The organism is Xanthomonas sp. LF06-19 (assembly GCF_034105425.1).
GTDB classification, from domain to species: Bacteria; Pseudomonadota; Gammaproteobacteria; order Xanthomonadales; family Xanthomonadaceae; genus Xanthomonas_A; species Xanthomonas_A sontii.
On the sequence record NZ_JAXGGH010000001.1, the window covers coordinates 62,343 to 86,967 of the forward strand.

The window sequence follows — 24,625 nt, forward strand, 5'->3', positions numbered from 1 at the left end:
ATGGGGCGAATTATAGGCGACCCCGGCAGGGCGCGTATTCAGCCAGCGGCGGCGGCACCGGACGCATACAGCGCATGGTCGCGGATATAGGCCGCCACTGGTGCAGGCAGCAAGGCCGCCCAGTCCTCGCCGGCGGCGATGCGCGCGCGCACCAGGCTGGCCGATTCGCTGCGCAGCGGCTGCCGCAGGCACCACAGGCGGCCGCCCGGCGCACGGGCCAGCGCCTGCGGCGTGTCGGCCCAGCGTCCGGCCGCCGCCTGCGCCAGTTCCGCCGGCACCGCCCGCTCCCAGCCGCTGCCGGCGCGGTCGGCGACGATCAGGTGCGCGGCCTCGAGCAGCGCCCGCCACTCGCGCCAGCCGTTGAAGCCGACGAAGCTGTCGCTGCCGATCAGCAGCGCCAGCGGCGCGTCGGCGCCGAGCTCGGCGCGCAGCTCGCGCACCGTGTCGATGCTGTAGGACGCCACGCCCGGCCGGGCCTGCGCGCGCCGCACTTCGTGCAGGTCCAGCACCAGCCCCGGCGTATCGGCGATGGCCAGCGCCAGCATCGCGCAGCGCTGCTGCGCATCGGCGCCGGGGGCCGGCCGATGCGGTGGATCGGCCGCCGGCATCAGCCGCACCGGCACCCCGAACGCATCCCGCGCCGCCCGCGCGATCGCCAGGTGGCCGTTGTGGATGGGATCGAAGGTGCCGCCGTAGATCAGATGCAGTGGTGGGGAATGGGGAATGGGGAATGGGGAAGAAGCAACAGCCGCGGGCTGCGGGGTCTCTGGCGGAACCGCAGCGCCGCTGTTCCCATTCCCGATTCCCGATTCCCGACTCCCGGCGCTCATACCACCAACAACCGCACCGCCCGCGCCTCGGCGATCGCCAGCAGCAGGCGTTCCAGGGCGATCCAGGCATCGCCGTCGGCGCGGCCCTTGGCGATGCGGTCGATGCGGCCGGCCTCGGCGGCGAAACGTTCCCAGCGGCGCGGTTCGGCGTGGCGCTGCAGCGCGCGCTTGAACGGCGCCTGCCGCGATTCCCAGATGCCCTGCCCCTTCATTTCCGCCGCCAGGTTGCCGCCGGCGGCCTGCACCTTGGCCAGCGCCGCGGTACGCAGCAATTCCTTGATCAGGATCGGCAGCAGCGCGGCCACCGCCTCGCCCTCGGCGCGCAGGCCGGCGAGCATGCGCCGCACCGCCGGCGCCTGCCCGCCGAGCGTGGCCTCGGCCAGGCGGAACACGTCGTAGCGGGCGGCATCGGCGACCAGCGACTCCATCGCCGCCACGTCCAGGCCCTGGCCGTCGGCCAGCAGAGCCAGCTTGTCGATCTCCTGCGCCGCCGCCAGCAGGTTGCCTTCCACCCGTTCGGCCAGGCGCTGCACCGCGCCGGCGTCGGCGCGCAGGCCCTTGCTGCGCAGGCGCCGCTCGATCCAGTCGCCCAGTTCGTGCGGCTTGATCGCCCAGGCCACGGCGATGGTGCCGATGCGCGCGACCGCGTCGGCCCACTTGCCCTGGTGCGCCTTGCTCCATTCGTTGCAGGTGATCAGCAGCACCACGTCCGGCGGCGGATCGGCGCAGAACGCACTGATGACCTCGCCGCCCTCCTTGCCGGGCTTGCCGCTGGGCAGGCGCAGCTCGATCAGGCGTTGCGCGCTGAACAGGCTGGGCGCATTGAAGCTGGAATACAGCTGGCCCCAGTCGAAATCGCGACCATCGGCATCGAACACCTCGCGCTCGCCGATGCCGGCAGCGCGCGCGCGGGCGCGCACCGCATCGGCGGCTTCGAGCACGCGCAGGGTTTCCGGACCGGCGATCAAATAGACCGGCTGCAGCGGCTGCGACGCCGGCTGGGTGGCGAGTTGTTCGGGGCGCAGTTCCATGGCGACAGCCTACGCTGCTGCAGGCGGAGACGGCGAACGCCATGCGCCGGCAGCGAACGGCGTGGCCGCCGTGCGCGGCGGCGAAAGCAGCAGGGCCAAGCTCAAGGCTGCGGCGTGGTCGCCGGCTTGCCTGCGGCCGGGGTACCGTCGGCCGGCTTGCCCTCCACCGGCGTGCCATCGGTGGACGGCGGCGCGGCGTTGACGTCCTTGCCGTCGCGCACCTGCGCGCGCACCACGCTGTCGATCCGGCGCAGCATCGACGCCGACATCTCGCGGCGCAGTTCGTCGGCCAGGATCTCGCGCTCGGTGGAGGTACCGGTGGCGTCGGTCGGCGGGGAGACGTAGTCGCGCGACAGCTCGATCACCTGCTGCGGCACCAGCACGCTGCCGTCGGCCCGACGGAACAGGAAGATCGCCGCGTAGCGCAGGCTGTATTCCTGGGCGCGGCCTTCGGCGTCGAGCGCGATCGGCAGATCGCCCCAGCGCTCGGACAGCACCTCCAGGCGGGCCACACCGGTGTTGACGTCCTTGGGCGCGATCTGCGCGCCGGCCGCGCGCAGGCCGCGCTCAAGCAGCTTGGCCAGCTCGCTGTACGGCGCCGAGGACACCACCTTCACCGACGGCGTGTCGGCCGGCAGGGTCAGCTTGTTGCGCAGGTGGAAACCGCAGGCGGTCAGGGACGCCGCGAAGACGAGAGCGAGCAGGAGTCGGGTCATGGACACAGTCTGGAGGAGCCGGCTGGGCGCGGCAACAGGCGGCTAGCCTGCCGTACGCCGCGTGAACGCGGGTTGAGACCTGCCGCGCCGCACGGCCGCGACGCGGCCGCAGCGGCGCGCCGGCTCACGCCGCCACCAGATTCACGATCTTGCCGGGGACGATGATGATCTTGCGGATGCTCAGGCCTTCCAGGAACTTGGCCGCATTCGGCTCGGCCTGGGCCAGCGCCTCGATCTGCTCGCGCGGGGTGTCGGCGCCGACCTCGATGGTGCCGCGCAGCTTGCCGTTGACCTGCACCGCCAGGGTCACCGCGTCGCGCACCAGCGCGGCCGGGTCCGGCTGCGGGAACGGCACGTCCTCCAGCAGCGTCGCCGGATGGCCCAGCGCCTGCCACAGCGCGTGGCTGGCGTGCGGGGTGATCGGGTTGAGCAGCAGCACCGCCGCTTCCAGCGCTTCCTGGCGCACCGCGCGGCCCTGATCGCCGGCGTCGTCGAACTTGGCCAGCGCGTTGGTCAGCTCCATCACCGCGGCGATGGCGGTGTTGAAGCTGTGGCGGCGGCCGTAGTCGTCGGCGACCTTGCCGATGGTCTCGTGGGTCTTGCGCCGCAGCGCCTTGTGCTCGGCGTTGAGCGCGGCCGGGTCCAGCGCCGGCGCGGCGCCGTCGGCGACATGCTTGTGCACCTGCGCCCACAGCCGGCGCAGGAACCGCGCCATGCCGTCCACGCCGGCCTCGTTCCACTCCAGCGACTGCTCCGGCGGCGCGGCGAACATCGAGAACAGGCGCACCGTGTCGGCGCCGTACTTGCCGACCATCGCCTGCGGATCCACGCCGTTGTTCTTGGACTTGGACATCTTCTCGGTGCCGCCGATCAGCACCGGCTGGCCGTCGCCGCGGTGCACCGCGCCGATCACCCGCGCCTTGTCGTCGCGCTGCACGTCCACGTCGGCCGGGTTGATCCAGTCCTTGGAGCCGTCCGGGTTCTGCCGGTAGAAGGTCTCGGCGATCACCATGCCCTGGGTCAGCAGGTTGGTCGCCGGCTCGTCGCTGTCCACCAGGCGCGCGTCGCGCAGCAGCTTGTGGAAGAAGCGGAAGTACATCAGGTGCAGGATCGCGTGCTCGATGCCGCCGATGTACTGGTCCACCGGCAACCAGTAGTTGCCGCGCTTGTCGACCATGTCCTTGGCGCCGGGCGAGGTGTAGCGCGCGTAGTACCAGCTCGACTCCATGAAGGTGTCGAAGGTGTCGGTCTCGCGCTCGGCCGCCGCGCCGCACTGCGGGCAGGTGGTCTTGCGCCATTCCGGGTCGGTCTTCAGCGGCGAGCCGGTGCCGCTCAGGGCCACGTTCTCCGGCAGCAGCACCGGCAACTGGTCCTCGGGGACCGGCACCGCGCCGCAGCTCCGGCAATAGATCACCGGGATCGGGCAGCCCCAGTAGCGCTGGCGGCTGACGCCCCAGTCGCGCAGGCGGTAGTTGACCCGACGCTGGCCCTGGCCCTTGCGCTCGAAGCGCTCGGCCAGCGCCTCGAACGCGCCCTGGAAGTCCAGCCCGTCGAACTCGGCGGAATTGACCAGTTCCAGCTCGCGGGTCTTGTCGCCGTACCAGTCCTGCCAGCGGCTCGGGTCGTAGCTGCGCTCGTCGTCGTTCTTCGGCGCCTTCAGCGCGATCACCTGGCGGATCGGCAGGGCGTACTTGCTGGCGAACTCGAAATCGCGCTGGTCGTGGCCGGGCACCGCCATCACCGCGCCGGTGCCGTAGCCCATCAGCACGAAGTTGGCGACCCACACCGGCACCTGCTCGCCGCTGATCGGGTGCACCGCGGTCAGGCCGGTGGCCATGCCGCGCTTTTCCTGGGTTTCCAGTTCGGCTTCGGAGACGCCGCCCTGCTTCAGCTCGGCCAGCAGCGCGGCCAGCTCGGGATTGGACTTGGCCGCGTGCAACGCCAGCGGGTGCTCGCTGGCGATGGACACGAAGGTCACGCCCATCAGCGTGTCCGGGCGCGTGGTGAACACGCGCAGCGGGTCCAGCGCGCTGCCGTCGGCGTCGCGCACGTCGAACTGGATCTCCAGGCCCTCGGAGCGGCCGATCCAGTTGCGCTGCATGGTCTTGACCGACTCAGGCCAGCCCGGCAACTGGTCCAGGCCGTCCAGCAGTTCCTGCGCGTAGTCGGTGATGCGCAGGAACCACTGCGGGATCTCGCGCTTTTCGACAAGCGCGCCGGAGCGCCAGCCGCGGCCGTCGATGACCTGCTCGTTGGCCAGCACGGTCTGGTCGATCGGGTCCCAGTTGACCACCGCGTTGCGGCGGTAGGCCAGGCCCTTGCGCATCAGCCGGGTGAACATGCGCTGCTCGTGCACGTAGTACTCGGGCCGGCAGGTGGCGAATTCGCGCGACCAGTCGATGGCATAGCCCAGCGACTTGAGCTGGCTGCGCATGTGGTCGATGTTGGCGTAGGTCCACTTCGCCGGCGCGGTCTTGTTCTTGATCGCCGCGTTCTCGGCCGGCAGGCCGAACGCGTCCCAGCCCATCGGCTGCAGCACGTTCTTGCCGATCATGCGCTGGTAGCGGCTGATCACGTCGCCGATGGTGTAGTTGCGCACGTGGCCCATGTGCAGCGCCCCGGACGGGTACGGCAGCATCGACAGGCAGTAGAACTTGGGCTTGTCGGAGGTCTCGTCGACCTCGAAGGCGCGGGTGGCGTCCCAGAACTGCTGGGCGGAGGATTCGACCTGCTGCGGGTCGTAGGCGGTGGGCTCGACGGCGGACATGGAAACGGGCAAGGGCCAGGCGGCAACAAAGCGGCCAAGGGTACCGTAGCGCGGCAAGCCGCTCCAATCCCGGCGACGGGCGGCAGCGGCGCGGGACGCCGCGGCGGCGCCTGGCAGGCGCCGGAACCGCGGCTGCAACGCGATTGGCGACGCCGGGCCGCACGCCGGCATCGCCCCTGCCGCAGCCCACCTCGACGGCCGACTGCGCAAGTCCGACCGGGTCAGCCGCGGTGCGGGACCCTCGTTGGCCCCGGCCACCAGGCCAGCAGCGCCAGCCAGCCCCACCACAGCAGGAACACCAGCCGCTGCGCCAGCGCCGGCGACAGCAGCCGGTCCAGCGCGAACGCGCCCAGCGCCGCCAGCAACGCCATTGCCAACGCCAGCGCGGCCCAGCCGCGCGCGGCGGGATCGCGGCGCGCGCCCAGCCCCAGCAGGGCCGCGGCCGCCACCAGCGCCACCACCCACAGCAACCACGCGCTGGCATGCAACTCGGTCGCGCGCGCCTCCAGGTCGGTCGGGTCCAGCGGCAGCAGGCCCATGCCGGCGAAGGCCAGGCCGGCCAACAGCAGCAACTGCCCACCGACCCGCAGCGACCAGGGCGCGTGGCGGCCGGCGCGGCGCAGCAGCCGCAGCGCCAGCGCCATCGCCAGGCACCCGGGCAGCACGAATGCCAACAGGTTGAACGCCCAGGCGTGCGGGATGCCGCGCGCGCCGAGCAGGGCCAGCGGATGCGACCACGGCAGATAGCCGGGCAGCACCGCGCCGAAGCCCAGCATCGCCGCCACCGAGGCCACCGCCAGCAGCGGCCCGATCCAGCGCAGCACCCGTTCGCTCACCTCGCCCATCCGTTCCCGTCCTTTCGCGCCGCCATGGCGCCTCCAGCCCGGCATTGTCGCCGCTGCGGCCGCGGCCGGCACGCGCGGCGTGGCGGCGCCGCCCTTGCATCGGCGCCGCGACGCCTCCATACAGAGCGTCCTCTCGCCTGCGATGACACTGCCCATGTCCGACACGCCCCACGTTTTCGACGCCAAGACCGAGACCTTCGAAGCCGACGTGCTGCAGCGCTCGCTGCAGACCCCGGTGCTGGTGGACTTCTGGGCGCCCTGGTGCGGCCCGTGCAAGACCCTGAGCCCGATCCTGGAAAAGCTGGCGGCCGAGTACAACGGCGGCTTCGTGCTGGCCAAGGTCGACGTGGACCAGGAGCAGCAGATCGCGGCGGCGTTCCAGATCCGCTCGGTGCCGACCGTGTTCCTGGTCAAGGGCGGGCAACTGGTCGACGGCTTCCCCGGCGCCCTGCCGGAGGGCCAGTTGCGCGAGTTCCTGACCCAGCACGGGATCGCGCCGCTGGCGGCGCAGGAACCGGCCGAGGACGTGCCGGCGGCGCCGCTGGATCCGCAGGCCGAGGTACAGCGCCTGCGCGAGGCGGTGGCGGCCGAGCCGGACAAGGACGAACTGAAGCTGGATCTGGCCCTGGCCCTGGTCAAGGTCGGCGCCGCCGCCGAGGCCGAGACCCTGATCGACGCACTGCCGGCCAATCTCGCCACCGACGAGCGCGCGGTGCGGGCACGGGCGCGACTGGGCTTCGTCGGCGCGCTGCAGGCCGCCCCGCCGCTGGAGACCCTGCAGGCCACGCTGGCGCAGGATCCGGCCGATCTCAAGGCGCGCTACCTGCTGGGCGTGCGCCACCTTGTCGGCGGCGACGACGCGGCCGCGCTGGAACAGTTCCTGGAGATGCTGCGCCAGGACCGCACGTTCGAGGACGGCCTGCCGAAGAAGGCGCTGATCGATGCGTTCCGGGTGATCGAGGACGAGGATCTGGTCGGGCAGTACCGTCGGAAGATGTCCGCCCTGTTGTTCTGAGATTACAATCTCAGGTCCAGCGGCTGACTACGGCGTCTCCAGCCGCTGCGACGGACGGACGGACGCGACCCGGCCTGACCCCAGGATGCCGCGATCAGGGACGAACGCCGCCTGCAGCCCCGCAGGCAGCGCCGGCCTGGTCTTTTGCCGGATGTATGCCGTGAACCAGTTCGATCGCCGCATGGCCTCGCCCACCCGCACCTCGTGGGCAGGCGCACGCAGACTGGTCGGCCTGCTGTGCTGGATTGGCCTGCTGCTCGCCCCCACTGCGATGGCGCAGGACTGGCACTACCGGGTGCGCCCCGGCGATACGCTCTGGGATCTCGGCCGGCTGTATCTGCGCCCGGGCATGGACTGGGCGCGGTTGGGCCAGCACAACCAAGTCGCCGATCCGCAGCGGCTGGTGCCGGGATCGCGCCTGCGGTTTCCGATCGCCTGGCTGCGCATGCAACCGGCGCCGGCGCGGCTGGTCGCCCTGCGTGGACAGATCAGCGTGCAGACCGCCGACCGGGCGACGCTCTCGGCGCAGCAAGGCATGCCGCTGCCGATCGGCAGCGCCCTGCAGACCGGTGCCGATGCCAGCGCGACCGTGCAGTTCGCCGACGGCTCGCGCATGCAGGTGCGCGAGAACAGCCTGGTGCGCTTCGACCAGCTCGTCCGCTACGGCGCCACCGGCATGGTCGATACCCGGGTGCGGCTGGAGAAGGGTCGCACCAGCAACGACGTCATCCCCGCCACCGGCCCCGCCTCGCGCTACATCATCCAGACCCCGTCCAGCACCAGCAGTGTGCGCGGCACCCGCTTCCGGGTCGGCGCCGGCAGCGACAGCGCGTTCGCCAGCACCGAGGTGCTGCAGGGCGCGGTGCGCGTCGCCGGCCAGGGCGGCCAGCGCCTGCTGCAGCCAGGCGAGGCGGCGCGGGTCGCCACCGGGTCGGCGCCGCGGCAGGAAGCGCTGCTGCCGGCGCCGATCCTGGACCTGGCGCACAGTCGCCTGCAGCGTCCGCCCTACCTGCTCGCCTGGGCGCCGCTGGCCGGCGCCAGCCACTACCGCCTCGAGGCGGTGGACGCGCAGCAACGCGAGGTGCTGCGCTTCGCCCAGGAAACCGAGACCACCGCACTGGCGCTGGACGCGCTGCCGGCCGGCGACCTGCGACTGCTGCTGCGTGGCGTCACCGCCACTGGCGTGGAAGGCGAGGACGCCGAGCAGCCGCTGCAGGTCTCGGCCACGCCGCTGCCGCCGCTGACCGTGCAGCCGCTGCACGAGCAGCAACTGCGCATCGCGCGGCCGCGCTTCGCCTGGACCCGCAACCCGGAGGCGACCAGCAGCGTGCTGCAAGTGGCGCGCGATGCGCAGTTCCAGGACCTGCTGCTGGAGCAGGAGACCGACGCGACCCATCTGCGCGCGCCGCAGCCCCTGCCGCCCGGCACCTACTTCTGGCGCCTTGCCTCGCGCGATGCGCAAGGCCGGCAAGGCCCGTTCGGGCAGGCGCTGACGCTGCATCTCAGCGATACGCCGGTCGATCCCGGCCTGGCGCCGGCGCAGGCCGAGCGCAGCACGCTGACCCTGCGCTGGCAGCCGGATCCGGACGCGCACCATTACCGGGTGCAGCTGGCGCGCGATCCCGCGTTCCGCCGCGGCCTGCTCGAACGCACCGTGACCCAGCCGCAGGTCGCGCTGCCGCGGCCGCGCCGCGGCACCTGGTACGTGCGCATCCAGACCCTGGACGCCGACGGCGAGGCCGCGCCGTTCTCGACGCCGCAGACGCTGGACCTGCCCTGCCGCTACTGCAAGCTCGGCACGGCCGGCGGCGCGCTGCTGCTGTGGCTGGCGTTGTGAACGGCGCGCTGTTGCGACACGTTCTGGTGGCGCTCGCCGCAGCCGCACTGGCCGCGGCACTGAGCCTGGGCGATGTCACCGGGCGACTGGACAACGCGCTGTACGACGCGGCAATCGCGCAGGCGCCGCGTCCGGCCGATCCGCGCATGCTGCTGATCGCCATCGACGACCGCAGCCTGCAGGCACTCGGCCAGTGGCCATGGCGACGCGACCTGCACGCGCGCCTGCTCGACCGGCTCAGCGCAGCGGGCACCGAGCGGGTGGCGCTGGATCTGCTGTTCAGCGAACCCGACCTGCAACACGCCGACGACGATGCGCGCCTGGCCGCGGCGCTGCGGCGCAATGGCCGCACCGTGCTGCCGGTGATCGGCAGCGCCAGCGGTGCGGACATGCCGCAGGAGCTGCTGCCGATCCCCGCCATCGCCACCGCCGCGGCGGCGCTGGCGCACACCGACCTCGCCGTCGATGCCGACGGCATCGCGCGCGGCGTCTACCTGCGCGCCGGGCTCGGCAGTGCGCACTGGCCGGCGCTGGCCGCGGCCCTCACCGGCCGCGCGCTGCCGCCGGCGCCGGCCACCACCGACGCACCCTATGCCTGGCATCGCGCGGACTACGTCGGCCTGCGTTTCGCCGCGCCGTCGGCAGCGTTCGCGCAGGTGTCCTACGTCGACGTCGTGCAGGGCCGGATTCCGCCGCAGTCGCTGCGCGGACGCCTGGCGATCGTCGGCGTCACCGCCACCGGTCTGGGGCAGCGGGTGATGACGCCGATGTCCGATGCGCGCTGGATGAGCGCGCCCGAATACCAGGCCAACGTCGCGGCGATGCTGTTGCGCGGCGACCCGATCCTGCCGTCGTCGCGCACTGCCCAGGTGGCCGGGTCCACGCTGCTGGTGCTGCTGGCCTGCCTGGGCACGCAGTGCGCCGGTGGGCGCCGACGGCGCTGGCTGGTGCCGCTGGCGAGCATGGCGGTGGTCGCCGGCGGCAGCCTGCTGTGGCTGCTGCTCGGCAGCCGCTGGTTCGCGCCAGGGGCGGCCCTGCTCGCCCTGGCCATCGTCGCCGCCGGTCAGTTGTGCCTGCACGCGGCACGCTGGCGCCGCCAGGCGCATCGCGACGCCCTGACCGGGCTGGTGAACCGCCACGGCTTCGAACAGGCGTTCGCCCAGGCGCTGGACGAGGCGCGGCGCAGCGGCCGGCCGCTGACGCTGATCATCGTCGATGTGGATCATTTCAAGCGCTACAACGACACCCTGGGCCATCGCACCGGCGACCGCGCACTGAAGCTGGTGGCCGCCGCGGTGGCGCGGCATGCACGACATCCGCGCGAGGTCGCCGCGCGCTTTGGCGGCGACGAGTTCGCCATGATCCTGCCCGCCACCGATGCCGCCGATGCCAGCCGCATCGCCGCGGCGCTGGTCGAGGAGATCCGCGGGCTGTCGCTGCGCGCGCCGAACGGCAGCGTCGCCATCACCGCCAGCCTGGGCGTGCACAGCGCCACCGCGACAGCGCTCACGTCGGAGCGCGCGTTCTTCGAATCCGCCGACGCGGCGCTGTACCGGGTCAAGCGCGACGGACGCGACGGCTACGCGCTCAGCGACGCGACACCAGCACACCATACGCATGCGTCTGGTAACCTGCCGCACTCCGATCCACCCACTGCCGCGCAATGAAGCCATCGCTGTTCCGCCTGGGCCTGAACCTGTGGCCGCCGTTCCTGTGCGCCGGCATCCATGTGACCGAACTGAGCGCGGACTACCGCCACGCCCGGGTCGAACTGCGCATGCGGCCGTGGAACCGCAACTACGTGGGCACCCATTTCGGCGGCAGCCTGTTCGCCATGACCGATCCGTTCTGGATGCTGCTGACCATGCAGACCCTGGGGCGCGACTACTACGTCTGGGACAAGGCCGGCAGCATCGAGTTCGTGCGCCCGGGCCGCGGCACGGTCAGCGCGCGGTTCGATCTGGACCAGGCCCTGCTGGACGAACTGCGCGCGGCCACCGCAAGCGGCGACAAGCATCTGCGCTGGTTCGAGACCGACGTGGTCGACGCCCAGGGCGAGGTGGTGGCGCGGACGCGCAAGCAGCTGTACGTCAAGCGCAAGCCGCCGCGTTAGCGCGCCTGCCGCCCGCGGGTTCGCCAAGGCCGGCGCCGCCTCTGCGCACGCAGGCGGGTACACATCGCATGCGATACCGACCGCGCCGTCAGCGTGCGCGGCGTCGCAAGGCGGGCCGCATGGGCGGGCCCCGGCCCAATCGCAGCTGCACGGCCGCGCCGCGAGACCATGCGGCGCCGCACCAACGGCCATCACGCGCCGCTACACTACGCGGATGTCGCCCGATCTCTCCGCTCCCGCCCCCCGCCCGTCCCTGCAACGGCTGTTCTTCACCGGCCTGCTGACCCTGTTGCCGATCTGGCTGACCTGGGTGGTGGTCAAGTTCGTGTTCGTGCTGCTCTCGGGCATCAGCAGCCCCTGGGTGGTGCCGCTGTCGGTGCGCATCGCCGCCTCGTTCCCGCGCGAGCTGGGCTGGGCCACCGCGCAATGGGTGCAGAACACCATCGCCCTGATCGCCACCCTGGCGGTGATCCTGCTGGTCGGCATCCTCAGCCGGCGCATGATCGGCCAGCGCCTGCTGCGCTGGTTCGAGGCCGTGATGCGCCGCATCCCGCTGGCCAGCGTGGTCTACGACAGCGTGCGCAAGCTGGTGGACATCCTGCAGACCCAGCCCGGCAGCACCCAGCGCGTGGTGCTGATCGACTTCCCGCACCGGGACATGAAGTCGGTGGGCCTGGTGACGCGGGTGATCAAGGAGCACGGCACCGGCCGCGAGCTGGCCGCGGTGTACGTGCCGACCACGCCCAACCCGACCTCCGGCTACCTGGAGATCGTGCCGGTCGAGTTGCTCACGCCCACCGACTGGAGCGTGGACCAGGCCATGAGCTTCATCATCTCCGGCGGCGCGGTGTCGCCGGAGAGCGTGCCCTTCACCCGCACCGTGGACCGCTGACGCCGATGCGCCGCGGCACGCTCGACGATCGCGCGGTCCGGCTGTTCATCGCCCTGGCGGCGTTCTTCTGCGTCAACGCCGCGCTGGCCGAGTTCATCGGGGTCAAGATCTTCGCCCTGGAAGACACCCTCGGCATCGCGCCGCTGAACTGGAACCTGTTCGGGCAGATCGGCTCGATGAACTTCACCGCCGGCACCCTGCTGTGGCCGCTGGTGTTCATCCTCACCGACACCATCAACGAGTTCTTCGGCCGCCGCGGCGTGCGCTTCATCTCCTGGCTGGCGGTGGCGCTGATCGGCTATGGCTTCCTGTTCGCTTTCGCCGCGATCGCGCTGGCCCCAGCCGGCTTCTGGGTCACCGCCGCGCAACACCAGGGCGTGCCCGACTACCAGGCCGCGTTCGCCGCGGTGTTCGGCCAGGGCATGTGGACCATCGCCGGCTCGCTGGTCGCATTCATGGCCGGCCAGCTGATCGACGTGGCGGTGTTCCACCGCATCCGCAACGTGACCGGGGAGAAGCACGTGTGGCTGCGCGCCACCGGCTCCACCGCGGTCTCGCAGCTGATCGACAGCTTCGTGGTGATCTACATCGCCTTCGTGCTCGGCCCGCAGCACTGGTCGATGCAGCTGTTCCTGGCGGTGAGCACGCTGAACTACATCTGCAAGATGCTGCTGGCGGTGCTGCTGATCCCGCTGCTGTACCTGATGCGGCGGCTGATCACCGACTATCTGACCCCCGAACGCGCCGAACAATTGCGCGAGGAAGCCGCCGCCGACTGAACGCCGGCACACGCGCGAGCGCACCGCACGCGCTTGCGCGCGGCCATCGTGCAGCGCCGCAGAGGCCGCTGCCGCCTGGCCCGTCGCGACACGGCGCCCGCCCGCGACAGGGCGGTGGGCGCCCGCAGGCAGCGGCCATGGGTGGCCTCGGCGGTGCGGATCGGGCAAGCTCCCCGCTCGCTTGTCGTTGGAGCCCGCAATGCCGCCCCGCTTTTCCCGCCTGCTGTCCCTGGCCATCGCCACCGCCCTGAGCCTGTCGCTGGCGGCCCCGGCGGACGCGGCCAAGAAGAAGACCACCAAGCAGACCACCGCGCAGACCCGCGCCAAGGCCAGCAAGGCCCGCAAGGCGCGGCCGGCGCCGGCCCCGGTGGTGCTGACCAAGGCGCAACAGCTGAACCGGCTGTACGACGACTACTGGGAAGCCTCGCTCAAGCTCAATCCGCTGCAGGCGACCTTCCAGGGCGACAGCCGCTACAACGACCAGTTGCCGAACTTCCTCTCGGCTGCGTTCCGCCAGCAGTCGCACGACTTCACCGTGGAGTGGCTGGGCAAGGCCGAGGCGATCGGCAAGGACGGCCTCAGCGGCCAGGACCTGCTCAGCTACGAGATCTTCGTCGGCGACGCGCGCAACGCGCTGGAGGCGGAGAAGTACCCGAGCTGGATGCAGCCGGTGAACCAGTTCTACAACGTCGGCAGCATCATGGTGATGCTCGGCTCCGGCACCGGCGCGCAGCCGTTCCGCACGGTCAAGGATTACGACAACTGGTCGCGGCGCGCGCTCGGCATCCCGGCGCTGTTCGACCAGGCCATCGCCAACATGCGCGAAGGCATGAAGGCCGGCGTGGTGCAGCCGCGCGCGTTGATGGAGAAGGTGCTGCCGCAGCTCGATGCGATCATCAAGCCCACCGCCGAGGAGAGCCTGTTCTGGGGCCCGGTGCGCAACCTGCCGGCGGACATTCCGGAGGCCGAGAAGCAGCGCATCACCGCCGAATACAAGCGCATGATCGAGTACCGGATCATGCCGGCCTACCGCGCGCTGCGCGGCTTCATCGCCACCGAATATCTGCCGGCCACGCGCAATACCGCCGGCATCGGCGCCCTGCCCGGCGGCGATGCCTGGTACGCCTGGAACGTGCGCCAGAGCACCACCACCGACCTGACCCCCGCCCAGATCCACCAGATCGGCCTGGACGAGGTGGCGCGCATCCAGGGCCAGATCCAGGCGGTGATGAAGCAGGTGCGCTTCCGCGGCTCGATGCAGAAGTTCTTCAAGTTCATGCAGACCGACAAGCGCTTCACCTTCAAGAGCGAGGACGAGCTGCTGAGCTACTACCGCGGCCTGGAAGGCCGGGTCGACGCGGCGGTGCCGCGCATGTTCTCGCTCAAGCCCAAGGCCGCGTTCGAGATCCGCCCGGTGGAGCCGTACCGCGCGCAGTCGGCCGCCAGCGGCTCGTACATGCGTCCCAGCGAGGATGGCCGCCCCGGCATCTTCTACGTCAACACCTACGACCTGCCCAGCCGCAAAACCTGGGATGCGGAAGACCTGTACCTGCACGAGGCCATTCCCGGCCACCACTTCCAGCTCGGCCTGCAGCAGGAGCTGACCAACCTGCCCAAGTTCCGCCGCTTCGGCGGCGAGACCGCCTTCATCGAAGGCTGGGGTCTGTACGCCGAATCGCTGGGCAAGGACCTGGGCCTGTACCAGGATCCCTACAACTATTTCGGCTACCTGCAGAACGAGCTGTGGCGCGCGATCCGCCTGGTGGTGGACACCGGCCTGCACAGCAAGGGCTGGACCCGCGAGCAGGTGATCGACTACATGCTGCAGAACTCGGCCACCAGCCGCACCGACGCCGAAGCCGAGGCCGAGCGCTACATGGCCATCCCCGGCCAGGCGCTGTCCTACAAGATCGGCGAGATGAAGATCATGCAACTGCGCGACTACGCGCGCGCGCAACTCGGCGACAAGTTCGATATCCGCGAGTTCCACGCCGAAGTGCTGAAGGATGGCTCGGTACCGCTGAACGTGCTGCAGGAAAAGATCGAGCGCTGGGTGGCGAGCAAGAAGAAGGGGTGAGCGGGAAGCCGCTCCTTCGGCGGAACATGCGACCTGAGGCGTCGCGGGATCGTCGCAGGAGCGGCTTCAGCCGCGATGGTGCCGTGCTGGTGAAGCCCGGTCGCGGCTGAAGCCGCCCCTACGGGAAAGCAGCCGCCGCACGGAGGCAGATAGCACGCCAGTTCCACCAGGACATGAGCGCGCACGAACCCATTGTGGGAGGGACTTCAGTCCCGACGCGTTGTAGTGAAGGGCGTCGGGACTGAAGTCCCTCCCACAAACGGCCAAGGCGATCGATCAGCGCCGACACCCACTGAAAACCGACGGCGAAGGCATCGCGCCGTCGCGTGCAAGGCGACCCGCCCTCTCTAAGACGATGCCAGACGCCGCGCCAGCTGCGCGATGTCCTGCGGGGTGGTGCGGCAGCAGCCGCCGATCAGGCGGGCGCCGGCCGCACGCCAGGCGGCGAGGTGGTCGACCAGGGCGCCGGCATCGGCGCTGTCGGCCTGCCAGCATTTGCGCTCGGCGTCGTAGCGCTCGCCCGCGTTCGGATACACCACCAGCGGCAACCGCGTCAGCGTCGCCAGATGACGCAACGCCGCAGTGGCCAGCGACGGCGCGACGCAGTTGACGCCGAGCGCGACCACCTGCGGATGGCCGTCGAGCAACGCCACCACCTCGCGCAACGGCGTGCCGTCGCTGAGATGCGTGGCATCGCGCAGGGTGCAGGCGAACCAGGCGACAACCCCAGGAAACTCCTCCAGCACCTGCAGCAATGCCACCATTTCCGCCAATGACGGCTGCGTCTCGCAGACCAGCAGATCCACGCCGGCTTCCATCAACGCGGCGATGCGCGGGCGGTGGAAGTCCCGCAATACCGCCTGCGGCAACGTGTAGTCGCCACGGTATTCGGACCCGTCGGCCAAGTAGGCGCCATACGGACCGACCGAGCCGGCGACCAGCAAGGCATCCGCCTGCGGATGCCGCGCGAGATGCGCCTGCCGTGCCTGCTGCGCCAGTTCGACGCTGCGTGCGATCAAGCGATGCGCTTGCACGAGGTCGATCCCGCGTGCGTCATACCCCTGCGGCGTGGCCTGGTAGCTGGCGGTGATCGCGCACTGTGCACCGGCGGCGAAATAATCCTGGTGCACTTGGCGGATCAGGTCCGGCTGTTCCAGCAGGATCTTCGCCGACCACAGCGGATCGCGCAGATCGCAGCCGCGACGCTCCAGTTCGGTGGCCAGCGCGCCGTCGAGCACCAGGCACCGGTCCTCGGCCAGCAGCGCGGCAAGCGGGTTGTGCGGCATGGCGCGGCCTCGCAGCGATGGAATGCGCAGTGTCGCAGACGGCGGCGGCACGGTCGCGACGCTGCGCTATCCTCCGCAGATGGATCGCTTCCCTCGCTCGCGCCGGGTCAACCCATGACCTTCACTTCTTTGACCCCGATGCTGCGCTGTGCCGACCTGACCAGGGCATTGGCGTTCTACACCGAAACGCTGGCGTTTCGCCTCGACAGCGGCACGGTGGCGGCGGGCTGGGTGTCGCTGCGGCACGGTCCACTGGCGCTGATGCTGGCCACGCGACTGTCGGAGGACGATGCAACCGTCTCCGATGTCGCCTGCTCGCTGTACTTCCGCACCGACGAGGTCGATGCCTGGTGGCAGCGGCTGCATCCGCATGGGCGCATCGTCTATCCGTTGCAAGACTTCGACTACGGCATGCGCGAGTTCGCGATCCACGATGCGGACGGCCATGTACTGCAGTTCGGCCAGGCGCTGTGCCGATGAGCCTGACCCTGGATGGCCTGCACCACGTGGCGATCATCGCCTCCGACTACGCGCGCTCCAAGGACTTCTATTGCCGCATCCTGGGCCTGCCGGTGATCGCCGAGGTCTACCGCGATGCGCGCGACTCCTGGAAGCTGGACCTGGCCCTGCCCGACGGCAGCCAGCTCGAACTGTTCTCGTTCCCGACCCCACCGCCGCGACCGAGCCGCCCGGAAGCCTGTGGGCTGCGCCACCTGGCGCTGCGCGTGCGCGACCTGGACGCCGCCGTCGCGCACCTGAAGGCGCACGGCGTGGAGGTCGAACCGATGCGTGTGGACGAGTACACCGGCCGCCGCTTCACCTTCTTCGCCGATCCCGACGACCTGCCGCTGGAACTGTACGAAAGCGGCTGAACGCCCACCGCCGGCCACGCTGAACCGCATACCGCAGTGCGGATTCCCAGCACCATACGCTTGGGTATACAGTCGGATCAGGCCGGCATCGCGCCGGCCGCACCGGACATCCCTCGGGAGGGGAACATGCGCACGACCTTCAAGACCCTGATGCTGGCCCTGCCGCTGAGCGCGGCGGCATTCATGGCGCACGCCGCCGACACCTCGCCGGTCGGCCGCTGGCAGACCATCGACGACGAAACCGGCAAGCCCAAGTCGATCGTGCAGATCGAACAGGCCGCCAACGGCACACTGAGCGGCAAGGTGGTCGAGATCCTGCAGTCCAACCACGGCCCCAACCCGATGTGCGACAAGTGCGACGGCGAGCGCAAGGGCAAGCCGATCAAGGGCATGACCATCCTGTGGGGCCTCAAGCCGGACGGCACCGCGGTGTGGGACGGCGGCTCGGTGCTGGACCCGGCCAAGGGCAAGACCTACAAGGCCAAGATCACCCTGACCGACGGCGGCAAGAAGCTGCAGATGCGCGGCTACATCGGCATCGAGGCGCTGGGGCGGACGCAGACCTGGATCAGGGAGTAGAAGCTGGGAATCGGGAGTGGAGAATCGGGAGTCGTTAAAAGCGGCATCTGCTGGCCTGATGCCGCCCCACTCCGACAAGGCGCCTGCAAAGGCGCCTTTTTCGTGGCCCATCGGCTCGCGGGCGGCCGCTCTTGCGAGTCCCCATTCTCGCGAATCGGGAATGGGGAATCGGGAATCGCAAAAGCGGCATCTGCTGGCCTGATGCCACCCCACTCCAACAAGGCGCCTTTTTCGTGGCCCATCAGCTCGCGGGCGGCGCTCTTGCGATTCCCCATTCCCGATTCCCCATTCCCAGCTCCATGCAATAATCCCCGGCCCCCAGAAACGCCGGCCGCCATGACCACCGCCCTCGTCACCACCGCCCTGCCCTATGCCAACGGACCGCTGCATCTGGGGCATCTGGTCGGCTATATCCAGGCCGACATCTGGGTGCGCGCGCGGCGGCTGCGCGGCGACCGCACCTGGTTCGTGTGCGCCGACGACACCCACGGCACGCCGATCATGCTGGCCGCCGAGAAGGCCGGGGTCACCCCGGAGAGCTTCATCGCCGCCATCCAGGCCAGCCACGAGCGCGATTTCGCCGCGTTCGGCGTGGCCTTCGACCATTACGACTCGACCAACTCGGACGCCAACCGCGCCTTGACCGAGGCGTTCTACGCCAAGCTCGACGCCGGCGGCCACATCGCGCGGCGCTCGGTGGCGCAGTTCTACGACCCGGCCAAGGGCATGTTCCTGCCCGACCGCTACATCAAGGGCATCTGCCCGAACTGCGGCAGCGCCGACCAGTACGGCGACAACTGCGAGGTCTGCGGCGCCACCTATTCCCCGACCGAACTGAAGGAGCCCAAGTCGGTGATCTCCGGCGCCACGCCGGAGCTGCGCGATTCGGAGCACTTCTTCTTCGAGGTCGGCCGCTTCGACGGCTTCCTGCGGCAGTGGCTGGCCGGCGACGTCGCCCTGCCCGGGGTCAAGGCCAAGCTGATGGAATGGCTGGACAGCGAAGGCGGCCTGCGCGCCTGGGACATCTCCCGCGATGCGCCGTACTTCGGCTTCCAGATTCCCGGCCAGCCGGGCAAGTATTTCTACGTGTGGCTGGACGCGCCGATCGGCTACCTGAGCAGCTTCCAGACCCTGTGCGCGAGCCTGGGCGAAGCGTTCGAGCCGCACCTGGCCGCCGGCACCGCCACCGAACTGCACCACTTCATCGGCAAGGACATCGTCAACTTCCACGGCCTGTTCTGGCCGGCGGTGCTGCACGGCACCGGCCACCGCGCGCCGACCCGGCTGCACGTCAACGGCTACCTGACCGTCGACGGCGCCAAGATGTCCAAGTCGCGCGGCACCTTCGTGATGGCCCGCACCTACCTGGACGTGGGCCTGGAGCCGGAAGCGCTGCGCTACTACTTCGCGGCCAAGTCCTCCGGCGGCGTCGACGATCTCGACCTGAACCTGGGCGACTTCGTGGCGCGGGTCAACGCGGACCTGGTCGGCAAGTTCGTCAACCTGGCCAGCCGCTGCGCAGGCTTCATCGACAAGCGCTTCGGCGGCACGCTCGCCGACGCGCTGCCGGATGCGGCGCAGTACGCGCGTTTCGTCGCCGCGCTGGCACCGATCCGCGAGGCCTACGAGCGCAACGACCCGGCCAGCGCGATCCGCCAGACCATGGCCCTGGCCGACGAGGCCAACAAGTACATCGACGAACACAAGCCCTGGGTGCTGGCCAAGCAGGACGGCGCCGAAGCGCAACTGCAGGCCGTGTGCACGCAGGGCCTGAACCTGTTCCGGGTGCTGGCCGCCGCGCTCAAGCCGGTGCTGCCGCGCACTTGCGCCGAAGCCGAGGCGTTCCTGTCGGCCCCGCTCGGCGCCTGGGAAGACCTCGACGCCCCGCTGCTGGCGCACGTGATCCAACCGTACGCCCCCCTGTTCACCCGTATCGACCCCAAGCTGCTGGACGCCATGACCGACGCCTCCAAGGACACCCTCGCCCCCACTCCAACTGCCGCGCCCCCCGCCAAGCAGGAAGCGAAGGCCGCCACCAATCCCCAATCCCCAATCCCCAATCCCGGCCACATCGGCATCGACGACTTCGCCAAGCTCGACCTGCGCATCGGCAAGGTGCTGGCCTGCGAGTTCGTCGAAGGCTCGGACAAGCTGCTGCGCTTCGAACTGGACGCCGGCGAGCTGGGCAAGCGGCAGATCTTCTCCGGCATCCGCGGCAGCTACGGCGAGCCGGAGAAGCTGGTCGGCCGCAACGTGGTGTTCATCGCCAACCTGGCCCCGCGCAAGATGCGCTTCGGCCTCAGCGAAGGCATGATCCTGTCGGCCGGCTTCGACGGCGGCGCCCTGGCCCTGCTCGACGCCGACAGCGGCGCGCAGCCGGGCATGCCGGTGCGGTAAGGCCGGGAAAGGAGAATCGGGAATCGGGAATCGCAGAGCTGCAGCCCGCCGCCAGACCCGCTTTTACGATTCCCGTTTCCCCATTCCCCATTCCCATGGACTTGGCCCTATTCGACTTCGACCACACGGTCACCACCGCCGATACCTATTCGGGATTCCTGCGCCGTGTGGCCACGCCGGCGCAGCAGGCGCGGGCGCGCTGGGCGGTCGGGCCGTGGCTGGCCGGCTATCGGCTGGGCCTGGTGTCGGCGGCGACGTTGCGCACGCGGGTCACCCGGCTTGTGTTCGCCGGCCGCGACGCAGACGAGATCGCCCGCGAGGCCGAGCGCTATGCGCACGAGGCGCTGCCGCCGCTGCTGCGACCGGACATGATGCAGCGGATCGCCTGGCACCAGGCCCAGGGGCACAGCGTGGTGCTGGTCTCCGGTTCGCTGGATCTGTATCTGCGGCCCTGGTGCACGCAACATGGGCTGGGCCTGATCTGCAACCGCCTGGAAGTGCAGGATGGGCGCCTGACCGGCCGCTATCGCCACGGCGACTGCGGACCCCGCAAGGCCGCGCTGATCCGCATGCAGTACGACCTGAACGCTTATCGGCGCATCCATGCGTACGGCGACAGTCGCGAGGACCGACCGATGCTGGCGCTGGCGCACGAGCGCTGGTACCGCGGGCGCCGGATCGCCTGAGCCGACGACACTGCCCGATGCGGCGCCGTCGGGCGAACATGGGCACCGCGTTACACTGTGCGGGCTGACCACGCCGATGCATCTTCTTCGCTCTGTAGTCCCCGCGGCGCTGCCGCGCGCCGCCTCCGCCATGACGCCCGCCCACGCCCCCCTGCTCGAACGTCTCGATCGCCTGCTGCCGCAAACCCAATGCGGCCAGTGTGGGTTCGACGGCTGTCGTCCCTATGCCGAGGCGATGGCCGCCGGCACGGCGCAGGTGGACCGCTGCCCGCCCGGCGGCGACGCCGGCGCGCGCGCCCTGGCGCGGGTGCTCGGCGTCCCCGCCCTGCCCTATGACCGCAGCCGCGGCACCCACACGCCGCCGCAGGTGGCGTGGGTGGTCGAGGCCGACTGCATCGGCTGCACCAAGTGCATCCAGGCCTGCCCGGTGGACGCCATCGTCGGCGGCGCCAAGCACATGCACACGGTGCTGGCGCCCTTGTGCACCGGCTGCGCGCTGTGCCTGCCGGCCTGTCCGGTGGACTGCATCGTCCTGCGCTGAGACAGCCGCTGCAGCGCGAGCGCCACGGCCTGCGCATCCGAATCGGCACCCGCCGCGTATGTCCTGGTGTCATCCCACCGGAGCGCCGTGCATGCCGACGTCGACCGCCGCCTTCCCGCTCATCCGAGCGCACCTGCCGCTGGCCCTGGCCCTCGGCGCCGCCGCCCTGGTCGCCGCCGCGCCTGCGCGGGCGATGCTGCACTACGAGGGCATCGCCTATGCCGCCGACGGCAAACAGGTGCTGTACCGCGAAAGCCACTGGGTCCGCGAGGATGGCGCGCGCCTGGTGCTGTACCAGTGCACCGACGGCGCCGCGTTCGCGCGCAAGCGCGTGGACGACGGCAGCGCCGCGCCGGACTTCGAACTGGTCGATGCGCGCAGCGGCTACCGCGAGGGTGTGCGCCGCAGCGGCAGCGGGCGCGAGATGTTCAGTCAGGCCAAGGGTCAGGCCGAACGCCGCGCGCCGCTGCCCAAGAGCACCGAGGCGCAGGTGATCGACGCCGGTTTCGACGCCTACCTGCGCCAGCGCTGGGACAGCCTGGGCAGCGGCGCACCGCAGCGCATCGCCTTCGTGCTGCCCAGCGAACTGCGCACGCTCGACTTCCGCATCACCCCCGGTCCGGCCGATGCCGAGGTGCAGCGTTACACCCTGAGCCTGGCCGCCTGGTACGGCACGCTGCTGCCCGACCTCAGCGTCGCCTACACGCGCCAGGATCGGCGCCTGCGCGAGTTCCGCGGCGTCGGCAACATCCGCGACGCGCGCGGCCGCTACCCGAGCGTGCGCATCGAATTCCCCGAACGCCTGCGCGGCCAGGCCGATGCCGGCGCCTGGGAGCAGGCGCTGCAGCAACCGTTGGTCGCGCAATGCAGCGCGCGCTGAGCCGCGCCGCCAGCGCATTCACGCCGGCCATCGCCGCACCCGCTACAACCATTCCTGCGCATCGCCCGCGCTTCGACGAGGACACCTCATGGCCAAGGCCTACCTGTGGTTCAACGCCGCGCTGTACGCGCTCCTGGCCGTCTGGTGCACGCTGCTGCCGGCACAGACCGCCGCGGCGGTGGGCTACGTCGGCCTGGACCGCTCCGGCCAGTCCGAATACCTGGTCATCTACGGCGGCCTGCAATTGGGCATGGCCTTCCTGTTCGGCTACTTCGCCCGCACCGGGCAACTGCGCACCGGCCTGCTCCTGGCGCTGGCGTTCTACGTGCCCATCGTGCTCTACCGCAGCGCCAGCCTGCTGCGGCTGTGGCCGGTCGGCCCGACCACGACCGGCCTGGCCGCGTTCGAGATCGTCCTGCTGCTCACCGCGTGCGTACTGTGGCGGCGCCAGCACGTCTGAGCGACGGGCGCGGCGAAAGCCTGTAGCATCGCGCCGACCTTCGCTACCGTCTCCCGGCATGACCGAGTCGCCCGATCACGACGAAGCAGGACAATTGCTGGTGGCCACCGCCACCGGCGACAGCGCCGCGTTCGAACGCCTGTACCGCACCACGTCCTCGCGCCTGTTCGGCGTGTGCCTGCGCATCGTGCCGCAGCGCGGCGAAGCCGAGGACGTGCTGCAGGAAGTGTTTTCCTCGGTCTGGCGCAAGGCGGCGCAATTCGACCCGCAGCGCGCGCGCGGCCTGACCTGGCTGACCATGATCGCCCGCAACAAGGCCATCGACCATCTGCGCGCACGCGCACCGGCGCGGCAGTCGGTGACGCTGGACGACGCCGGTGAACTGCAGGACGAAGGCCGCGATCCGCTCGCCGACACCGAGTGGCGGGTGGCCGGGCGGCGCCTGGACGTGTGCATGGGCGAACTGGAGCCGCCGCGCGGCGACTTGATCCGCACCGCGTTTTTCGAAGGCATCACCTACGAGGAACTGGCCCAGCGCAGCGGCACGCCGTTGGGCACGGTCAAGAGCTGGATCCGCCGTGGCCTGGCCAAACTGAAAGCGTGTTTGGAACGATGAACGCCTCCGTGCCCGATCCACAGGAAACCCCGCCGCCGCGCGACGTGCTGGCCGGCGAGTACGTGCTCGGCGTGCTCGACGCGCAGGAGCGCCGCGCCGCCGAAGCACGCATCGACAGCGACCGCGAATTCGCCGCGGCCGTGCTGCAATGGCAGCAACACCTGATGCCGCTGGCCGACGAGATCGCCCCGGTAGCGGTGCCCGAGCGCGTGTGGGTGCGCATCCGCGCCTCGCTGGGCCTGGATGCGCCGGCGCCGCGCCCGCGCGCCGCCGCACCCGGGCTCTGGGACAGCGTGCGGACCTGGCGCTGGCTCAGCGCCGGCGGCTTCGCCACCGCCACGGCCTGCCTGCTGGCGCTGCTGCTGGCGCGTGCGCCGGTGCCGCCGCCGGCCGCGCAGCCCCCGCCGGTCGCCACTACCACCACGCCCAAGCCCAGCGGCATCGCGATGACCTCCACGCTGATGCAGGACGACGGCAAGCCCGGCTACGTGGCGCTGATGGACGCCGACAAGCGCAGCATCACCCTCACCCCGCTGGCCGGCGCCCGCGACGCCGGCCGCGTGCCGGAACTGTGGCTGATCCCGGCCGACGGCAAGGCGCGCTCGATGGGTGTGTTCGACGAGGCCAAGGCGCGCGTGGCGCGCATTCCCGATGCGTTGATGCCCTTGCTCAGCGACGGCGCGGTGCTGGCGGTGACCATGGAACCGCCCGGCGGCGCGCCCGGCGGCGTCGCCACCGGCCCGGTCGTGGCCAAGGGCGGCATCAGCACGCTGCAGCTGGCGCCGTAGACAACCCCTTCTCCCATCGGGAGAAGGTGCCCCGAAGGGGCGGATGAGGGTAAGGGCGAAGCCTCGTACAGTGTCCGCTAGCGCAAGTTGGATGCGCGAGGGCTTCGCTCCGTCCCCTCACCCCAACCCCTCTCCCGCCGGGAGAGGGGCAATAACGCCTTAGCACGCTGCAGCTGGCGCCGTAGACAACTATTCTCCCATCGGGACCATGGACTCCCTTCTCCCGTCGGGAGAAGGTGCCCCGAAGGGGCGGATGAGGGTCCGGGCGAAGCCTCGTACAGCGTCCGCTAGCGCAAGTTGGATACGCGAGGGCGTCGCTCCGTACCCTCACCCCAACCCCTCTCCCGATGGGAGAGGGGCAATAACGCCTCAGCACGCCGCAGCTGGCGCCGTAGACAACCCTTCTCCTACCGGGACCATGGATCCCCTTCTCCCATCGGGAGAAGGTGCCCCGAAGGGGCGGATGAGGGTACGGCCGAAGCCTCGTACAGCGTCCGCTAGCGCAAGTTGGATGCGCAGGGCTTCGCTCCGTACCCTCACCCCAACCCCTCTCCCGCCGGGAGAGGGGCAGTAACGCCTTAGCTCGCTGCAGCTGGCGCCGTAGACAACCCCTTCTCC

At 70.6% G+C, this 24,625-nt stretch carries 23 protein-coding genes; 17 read left to right on the plus strand and 6 right to left on the minus strand.

Annotated elements, in window-relative coordinates:
• Window positions 1-38 precede the first annotated feature (38 nt).
• The 5 genes from nadD to SLW55_RS00275 all read right to left on the minus strand — a co-directional run bounded on the left by nadD (window position 39) and on the right by SLW55_RS00275 (window position 6,189).
• Entirely contained in the window at window positions 39-830 is a 792-nt protein-coding gene (gene nadD, locus SLW55_RS00255) for a nicotinate-nucleotide adenylyltransferase (protein ID WP_295965563.1), read from the minus strand.
• Window positions 827-1,861 (minus strand): DNA polymerase III subunit delta, encoded by a 1,035-nt coding sequence (gene holA / locus SLW55_RS00260; RefSeq protein WP_017917515.1) that lies wholly within the window; start codon window positions 1,859-1,861, stop codon window positions 827-829. Before holA ends, nadD begins: the two co-directional genes overlap by 4 nt.
• Before the next feature lie 101 nt (window positions 1,862-1,962).
• Complete coding sequence (gene lptE / locus SLW55_RS00265; RefSeq protein ID WP_017917516.1) at window positions 1,963-2,577, minus strand: LPS assembly lipoprotein LptE; 615 nt, start codon at window positions 2,575-2,577, stop codon at window positions 1,963-1,965.
• Between the two features lie 124 nt (window positions 2,578-2,701).
• Entirely contained in the window at window positions 2,702-5,344 is a 2,643-nt protein-coding gene (leuS, locus tag SLW55_RS00270) for a leucine--tRNA ligase (RefSeq protein ID WP_320744279.1), read from the minus strand.
• Between the two features lie 221 nt (window positions 5,345-5,565).
• The gene (locus SLW55_RS00275) at window positions 5,566-6,189 is read right to left on the minus strand and encodes a DUF998 domain-containing protein (protein WP_320744280.1); all 624 of its coding nucleotides are present in this window, start codon (window positions 6,187-6,189) and stop codon (window positions 5,566-5,568) included.
• A gap of 154 nt (window positions 6,190-6,343) precedes the next feature.
• On the opposite strand from SLW55_RS00275, the gene trxA reads away from it, so the two are divergent.
• From trxA to SLW55_RS00310, 7 genes are all read left to right on the plus strand, one after another.
• The gene (gene trxA / locus SLW55_RS00280) at window positions 6,344-7,204 is read left to right on the plus strand and encodes a thioredoxin (RefSeq protein WP_267093757.1); all 861 of its coding nucleotides are present in this window, start codon (window positions 6,344-6,346) and stop codon (window positions 7,202-7,204) included.
• Between the two features lie 160 nt (window positions 7,205-7,364).
• Window positions 7,365-9,041 (plus strand): FecR domain-containing protein, encoded by a 1,677-nt coding sequence (locus SLW55_RS00285; protein ID WP_320744281.1) that lies wholly within the window; start codon window positions 7,365-7,367, stop codon window positions 9,039-9,041.
• 11 nt (window positions 9,042-9,052) lie between these two features.
• Window positions 9,053-10,708 (plus strand): CHASE2 domain-containing protein, encoded by a 1,656-nt coding sequence (locus SLW55_RS00290; protein WP_320744282.1) that lies wholly within the window; start codon window positions 9,053-9,055, stop codon window positions 10,706-10,708.
• Window positions 10,705-11,154, plus strand: coding sequence for a DUF4442 domain-containing protein (locus tag SLW55_RS00295; RefSeq protein ID WP_320744283.1), 450 nt, complete (start codon window positions 10,705-10,707; stop codon window positions 11,152-11,154). Before SLW55_RS00290 ends, SLW55_RS00295 begins: the two co-directional genes overlap by 4 nt.
• Window positions 11,155-11,368: 214 nt before the next feature.
• Window positions 11,369-12,046: a DUF502 domain-containing protein gene (locus SLW55_RS00300; RefSeq protein WP_017910205.1), complete on the plus strand. Its 678-nt coding sequence runs from the start codon at window positions 11,369-11,371 to the stop codon at window positions 12,044-12,046.
• Window positions 12,047-12,051: 5 nt separating this feature from the next.
• Complete coding sequence (locus SLW55_RS00305) at window positions 12,052-12,825, plus strand: queuosine precursor transporter (protein ID WP_320744284.1); 774 nt, start codon at window positions 12,052-12,054, stop codon at window positions 12,823-12,825.
• A 199-nt stretch (window positions 12,826-13,024) separates the two neighbouring features.
• A complete protein-coding gene (locus SLW55_RS00310) occupies window positions 13,025-14,902 on the plus strand; it encodes a DUF885 family protein (RefSeq protein WP_150410298.1) in 1,878 nt (625 codons plus the stop codon).
• A 347-nt stretch (window positions 14,903-15,249) separates the two neighbouring features.
• Here the strand turns inward: SLW55_RS00310 and mmuM are convergent, their stop codons facing one another.
• Window positions 15,250-16,188, minus strand: a complete 939-nt coding sequence (gene mmuM / locus SLW55_RS00315) for a homocysteine S-methyltransferase (protein WP_267099119.1) — start codon at window positions 16,186-16,188, stop codon at window positions 15,250-15,252.
• Window positions 16,189-16,302: 114 nt separating this feature from the next.
• On the opposite strand from mmuM, the gene SLW55_RS00320 reads away from it, so the two are divergent.
• The 10 genes from SLW55_RS00320 to SLW55_RS00365 all read left to right on the plus strand — a co-directional run bounded on the left by SLW55_RS00320 (window position 16,303) and on the right by SLW55_RS00365 (window position 24,007).
• Window positions 16,303-16,668: a VOC family protein gene (locus SLW55_RS00320; RefSeq protein ID WP_295908617.1), complete on the plus strand. Its 366-nt coding sequence runs from the start codon at window positions 16,303-16,305 to the stop codon at window positions 16,666-16,668.
• Window positions 16,669-16,670: 2 nt separating this feature from the next.
• Window positions 16,671-17,060 carry a VOC family protein gene (locus SLW55_RS00325; protein WP_295909058.1) on the plus strand — a complete coding sequence of 130 codons (390 nt, stop codon included), beginning with the start codon at window positions 16,671-16,673 and terminating at the stop codon, window positions 17,058-17,060.
• Between the two features lie 126 nt (window positions 17,061-17,186).
• Window positions 17,187-17,639, plus strand: coding sequence for a DUF2147 domain-containing protein (locus SLW55_RS00330; protein ID WP_152238286.1), 453 nt, complete (start codon window positions 17,187-17,189; stop codon window positions 17,637-17,639).
• 336 nt (window positions 17,640-17,975) lie between these two features.
• The gene (metG, locus tag SLW55_RS00335; RefSeq protein ID WP_320744285.1) at window positions 17,976-20,036 is read left to right on the plus strand and encodes a methionine--tRNA ligase; all 2,061 of its coding nucleotides are present in this window, start codon (window positions 17,976-17,978) and stop codon (window positions 20,034-20,036) included.
• Window positions 20,037-20,131: 95 nt separating this feature from the next.
• The gene (locus tag SLW55_RS00340; RefSeq protein ID WP_320744286.1) at window positions 20,132-20,722 is read left to right on the plus strand and encodes an HAD family hydrolase; all 591 of its coding nucleotides are present in this window, start codon (window positions 20,132-20,134) and stop codon (window positions 20,720-20,722) included.
• Between the two features lie 76 nt (window positions 20,723-20,798).
• The gene (gene rnfB, locus SLW55_RS00345; protein ID WP_081613384.1) at window positions 20,799-21,263 is read left to right on the plus strand and encodes an Rnf electron transport complex subunit RnfB; all 465 of its coding nucleotides are present in this window, start codon (window positions 20,799-20,801) and stop codon (window positions 21,261-21,263) included.
• Window positions 21,264-21,354: 91 nt separating this feature from the next.
• Window positions 21,355-22,143 carry a hypothetical protein gene (locus SLW55_RS00350; protein ID WP_320744287.1) on the plus strand — a complete coding sequence of 263 codons (789 nt, stop codon included), beginning with the start codon at window positions 21,355-21,357 and terminating at the stop codon, window positions 22,141-22,143.
• Between the two features lie 88 nt (window positions 22,144-22,231).
• Window positions 22,232-22,603, plus strand: a complete 372-nt coding sequence (locus SLW55_RS00355) for a DUF4345 domain-containing protein (RefSeq protein WP_267085097.1) — start codon at window positions 22,232-22,234, stop codon at window positions 22,601-22,603.
• A gap of 58 nt (window positions 22,604-22,661) precedes the next feature.
• Window positions 22,662-23,219, plus strand: coding sequence for a sigma-70 family RNA polymerase sigma factor (locus SLW55_RS00360; RefSeq protein WP_267124874.1), 558 nt, complete (start codon window positions 22,662-22,664; stop codon window positions 23,217-23,219).
• Window positions 23,216-24,007, plus strand: coding sequence for an anti-sigma factor (locus SLW55_RS00365; protein ID WP_320744288.1), 792 nt, complete (start codon window positions 23,216-23,218; stop codon window positions 24,005-24,007). Before SLW55_RS00360 ends, SLW55_RS00365 begins: the two co-directional genes overlap by 4 nt.
• The last annotated feature ends 618 nt before the right edge of the window (window positions 24,008-24,625 follow it).

Coding starts and splice junctions, on each gene's coding strand:
- SLW55_RS00365 (WP_320744288.1), top strand. CDS start 23,216: ATGAACGCCTCCGTGCCCGATCCACAGGAAACCCCGCCGCCGCGCGAC.
- leuS (WP_320744279.1), bottom strand. CDS start 5,344: ATGTCCGCCGTCGAGCCCACCGCCTACGACCCGCAGCAGGTCGAATCC.
- lptE (WP_017917516.1), bottom strand. CDS start 2,577: ATGACCCGACTCCTGCTCGCTCTCGTCTTCGCGGCGTCCCTGACCGCC.
- SLW55_RS00350 (WP_320744287.1), top strand. CDS start 21,355: ATGCCGACGTCGACCGCCGCCTTCCCGCTCATCCGAGCGCACCTGCCG.
- SLW55_RS00295 (WP_320744283.1), top strand. CDS start 10,705: ATGAAGCCATCGCTGTTCCGCCTGGGCCTGAACCTGTGGCCGCCGTTC.
- SLW55_RS00275 (WP_320744280.1), bottom strand. CDS start 6,189: ATGGGCGAGGTGAGCGAACGGGTGCTGCGCTGGATCGGGCCGCTGCTG.
- trxA (WP_267093757.1), top strand. CDS start 6,344: ATGTCCGACACGCCCCACGTTTTCGACGCCAAGACCGAGACCTTCGAA.
- SLW55_RS00355 (WP_267085097.1), top strand. CDS start 22,232: ATGGCCAAGGCCTACCTGTGGTTCAACGCCGCGCTGTACGCGCTCCTG.
- SLW55_RS00330 (WP_152238286.1), top strand. CDS start 17,187: ATGCGCACGACCTTCAAGACCCTGATGCTGGCCCTGCCGCTGAGCGCG.
- holA (WP_017917515.1), bottom strand. CDS start 1,861: ATGGAACTGCGCCCCGAACAACTCGCCACCCAGCCGGCGTCGCAGCCG.
- SLW55_RS00340 (WP_320744286.1), top strand. CDS start 20,132: ATGGACTTGGCCCTATTCGACTTCGACCACACGGTCACCACCGCCGAT.
- SLW55_RS00320 (WP_295908617.1), top strand. CDS start 16,303: ATGACCTTCACTTCTTTGACCCCGATGCTGCGCTGTGCCGACCTGACC.
- SLW55_RS00310 (WP_150410298.1), top strand. CDS start 13,025: ATGCCGCCCCGCTTTTCCCGCCTGCTGTCCCTGGCCATCGCCACCGCC.
- mmuM (WP_267099119.1), bottom strand. CDS start 16,188: ATGCCGCACAACCCGCTTGCCGCGCTGCTGGCCGAGGACCGGTGCCTG.
- SLW55_RS00305 (WP_320744284.1), top strand. CDS start 12,052: ATGCGCCGCGGCACGCTCGACGATCGCGCGGTCCGGCTGTTCATCGCC.
- SLW55_RS00360 (WP_267124874.1), top strand. CDS start 22,662: ATGACCGAGTCGCCCGATCACGACGAAGCAGGACAATTGCTGGTGGCC.
- metG (WP_320744285.1), top strand. CDS start 17,976: ATGACCACCGCCCTCGTCACCACCGCCCTGCCCTATGCCAACGGACCG.
- rnfB (WP_081613384.1), top strand. CDS start 20,799: ATGCATCTTCTTCGCTCTGTAGTCCCCGCGGCGCTGCCGCGCGCCGCC.
- SLW55_RS00300 (WP_017910205.1), top strand. CDS start 11,369: ATGTCGCCCGATCTCTCCGCTCCCGCCCCCCGCCCGTCCCTGCAACGG.
- nadD (WP_295965563.1), bottom strand. CDS start 830: ATGAGCGCCGGGAGTCGGGAATCGGGAATCGGGAATGGGAACAGCGGC.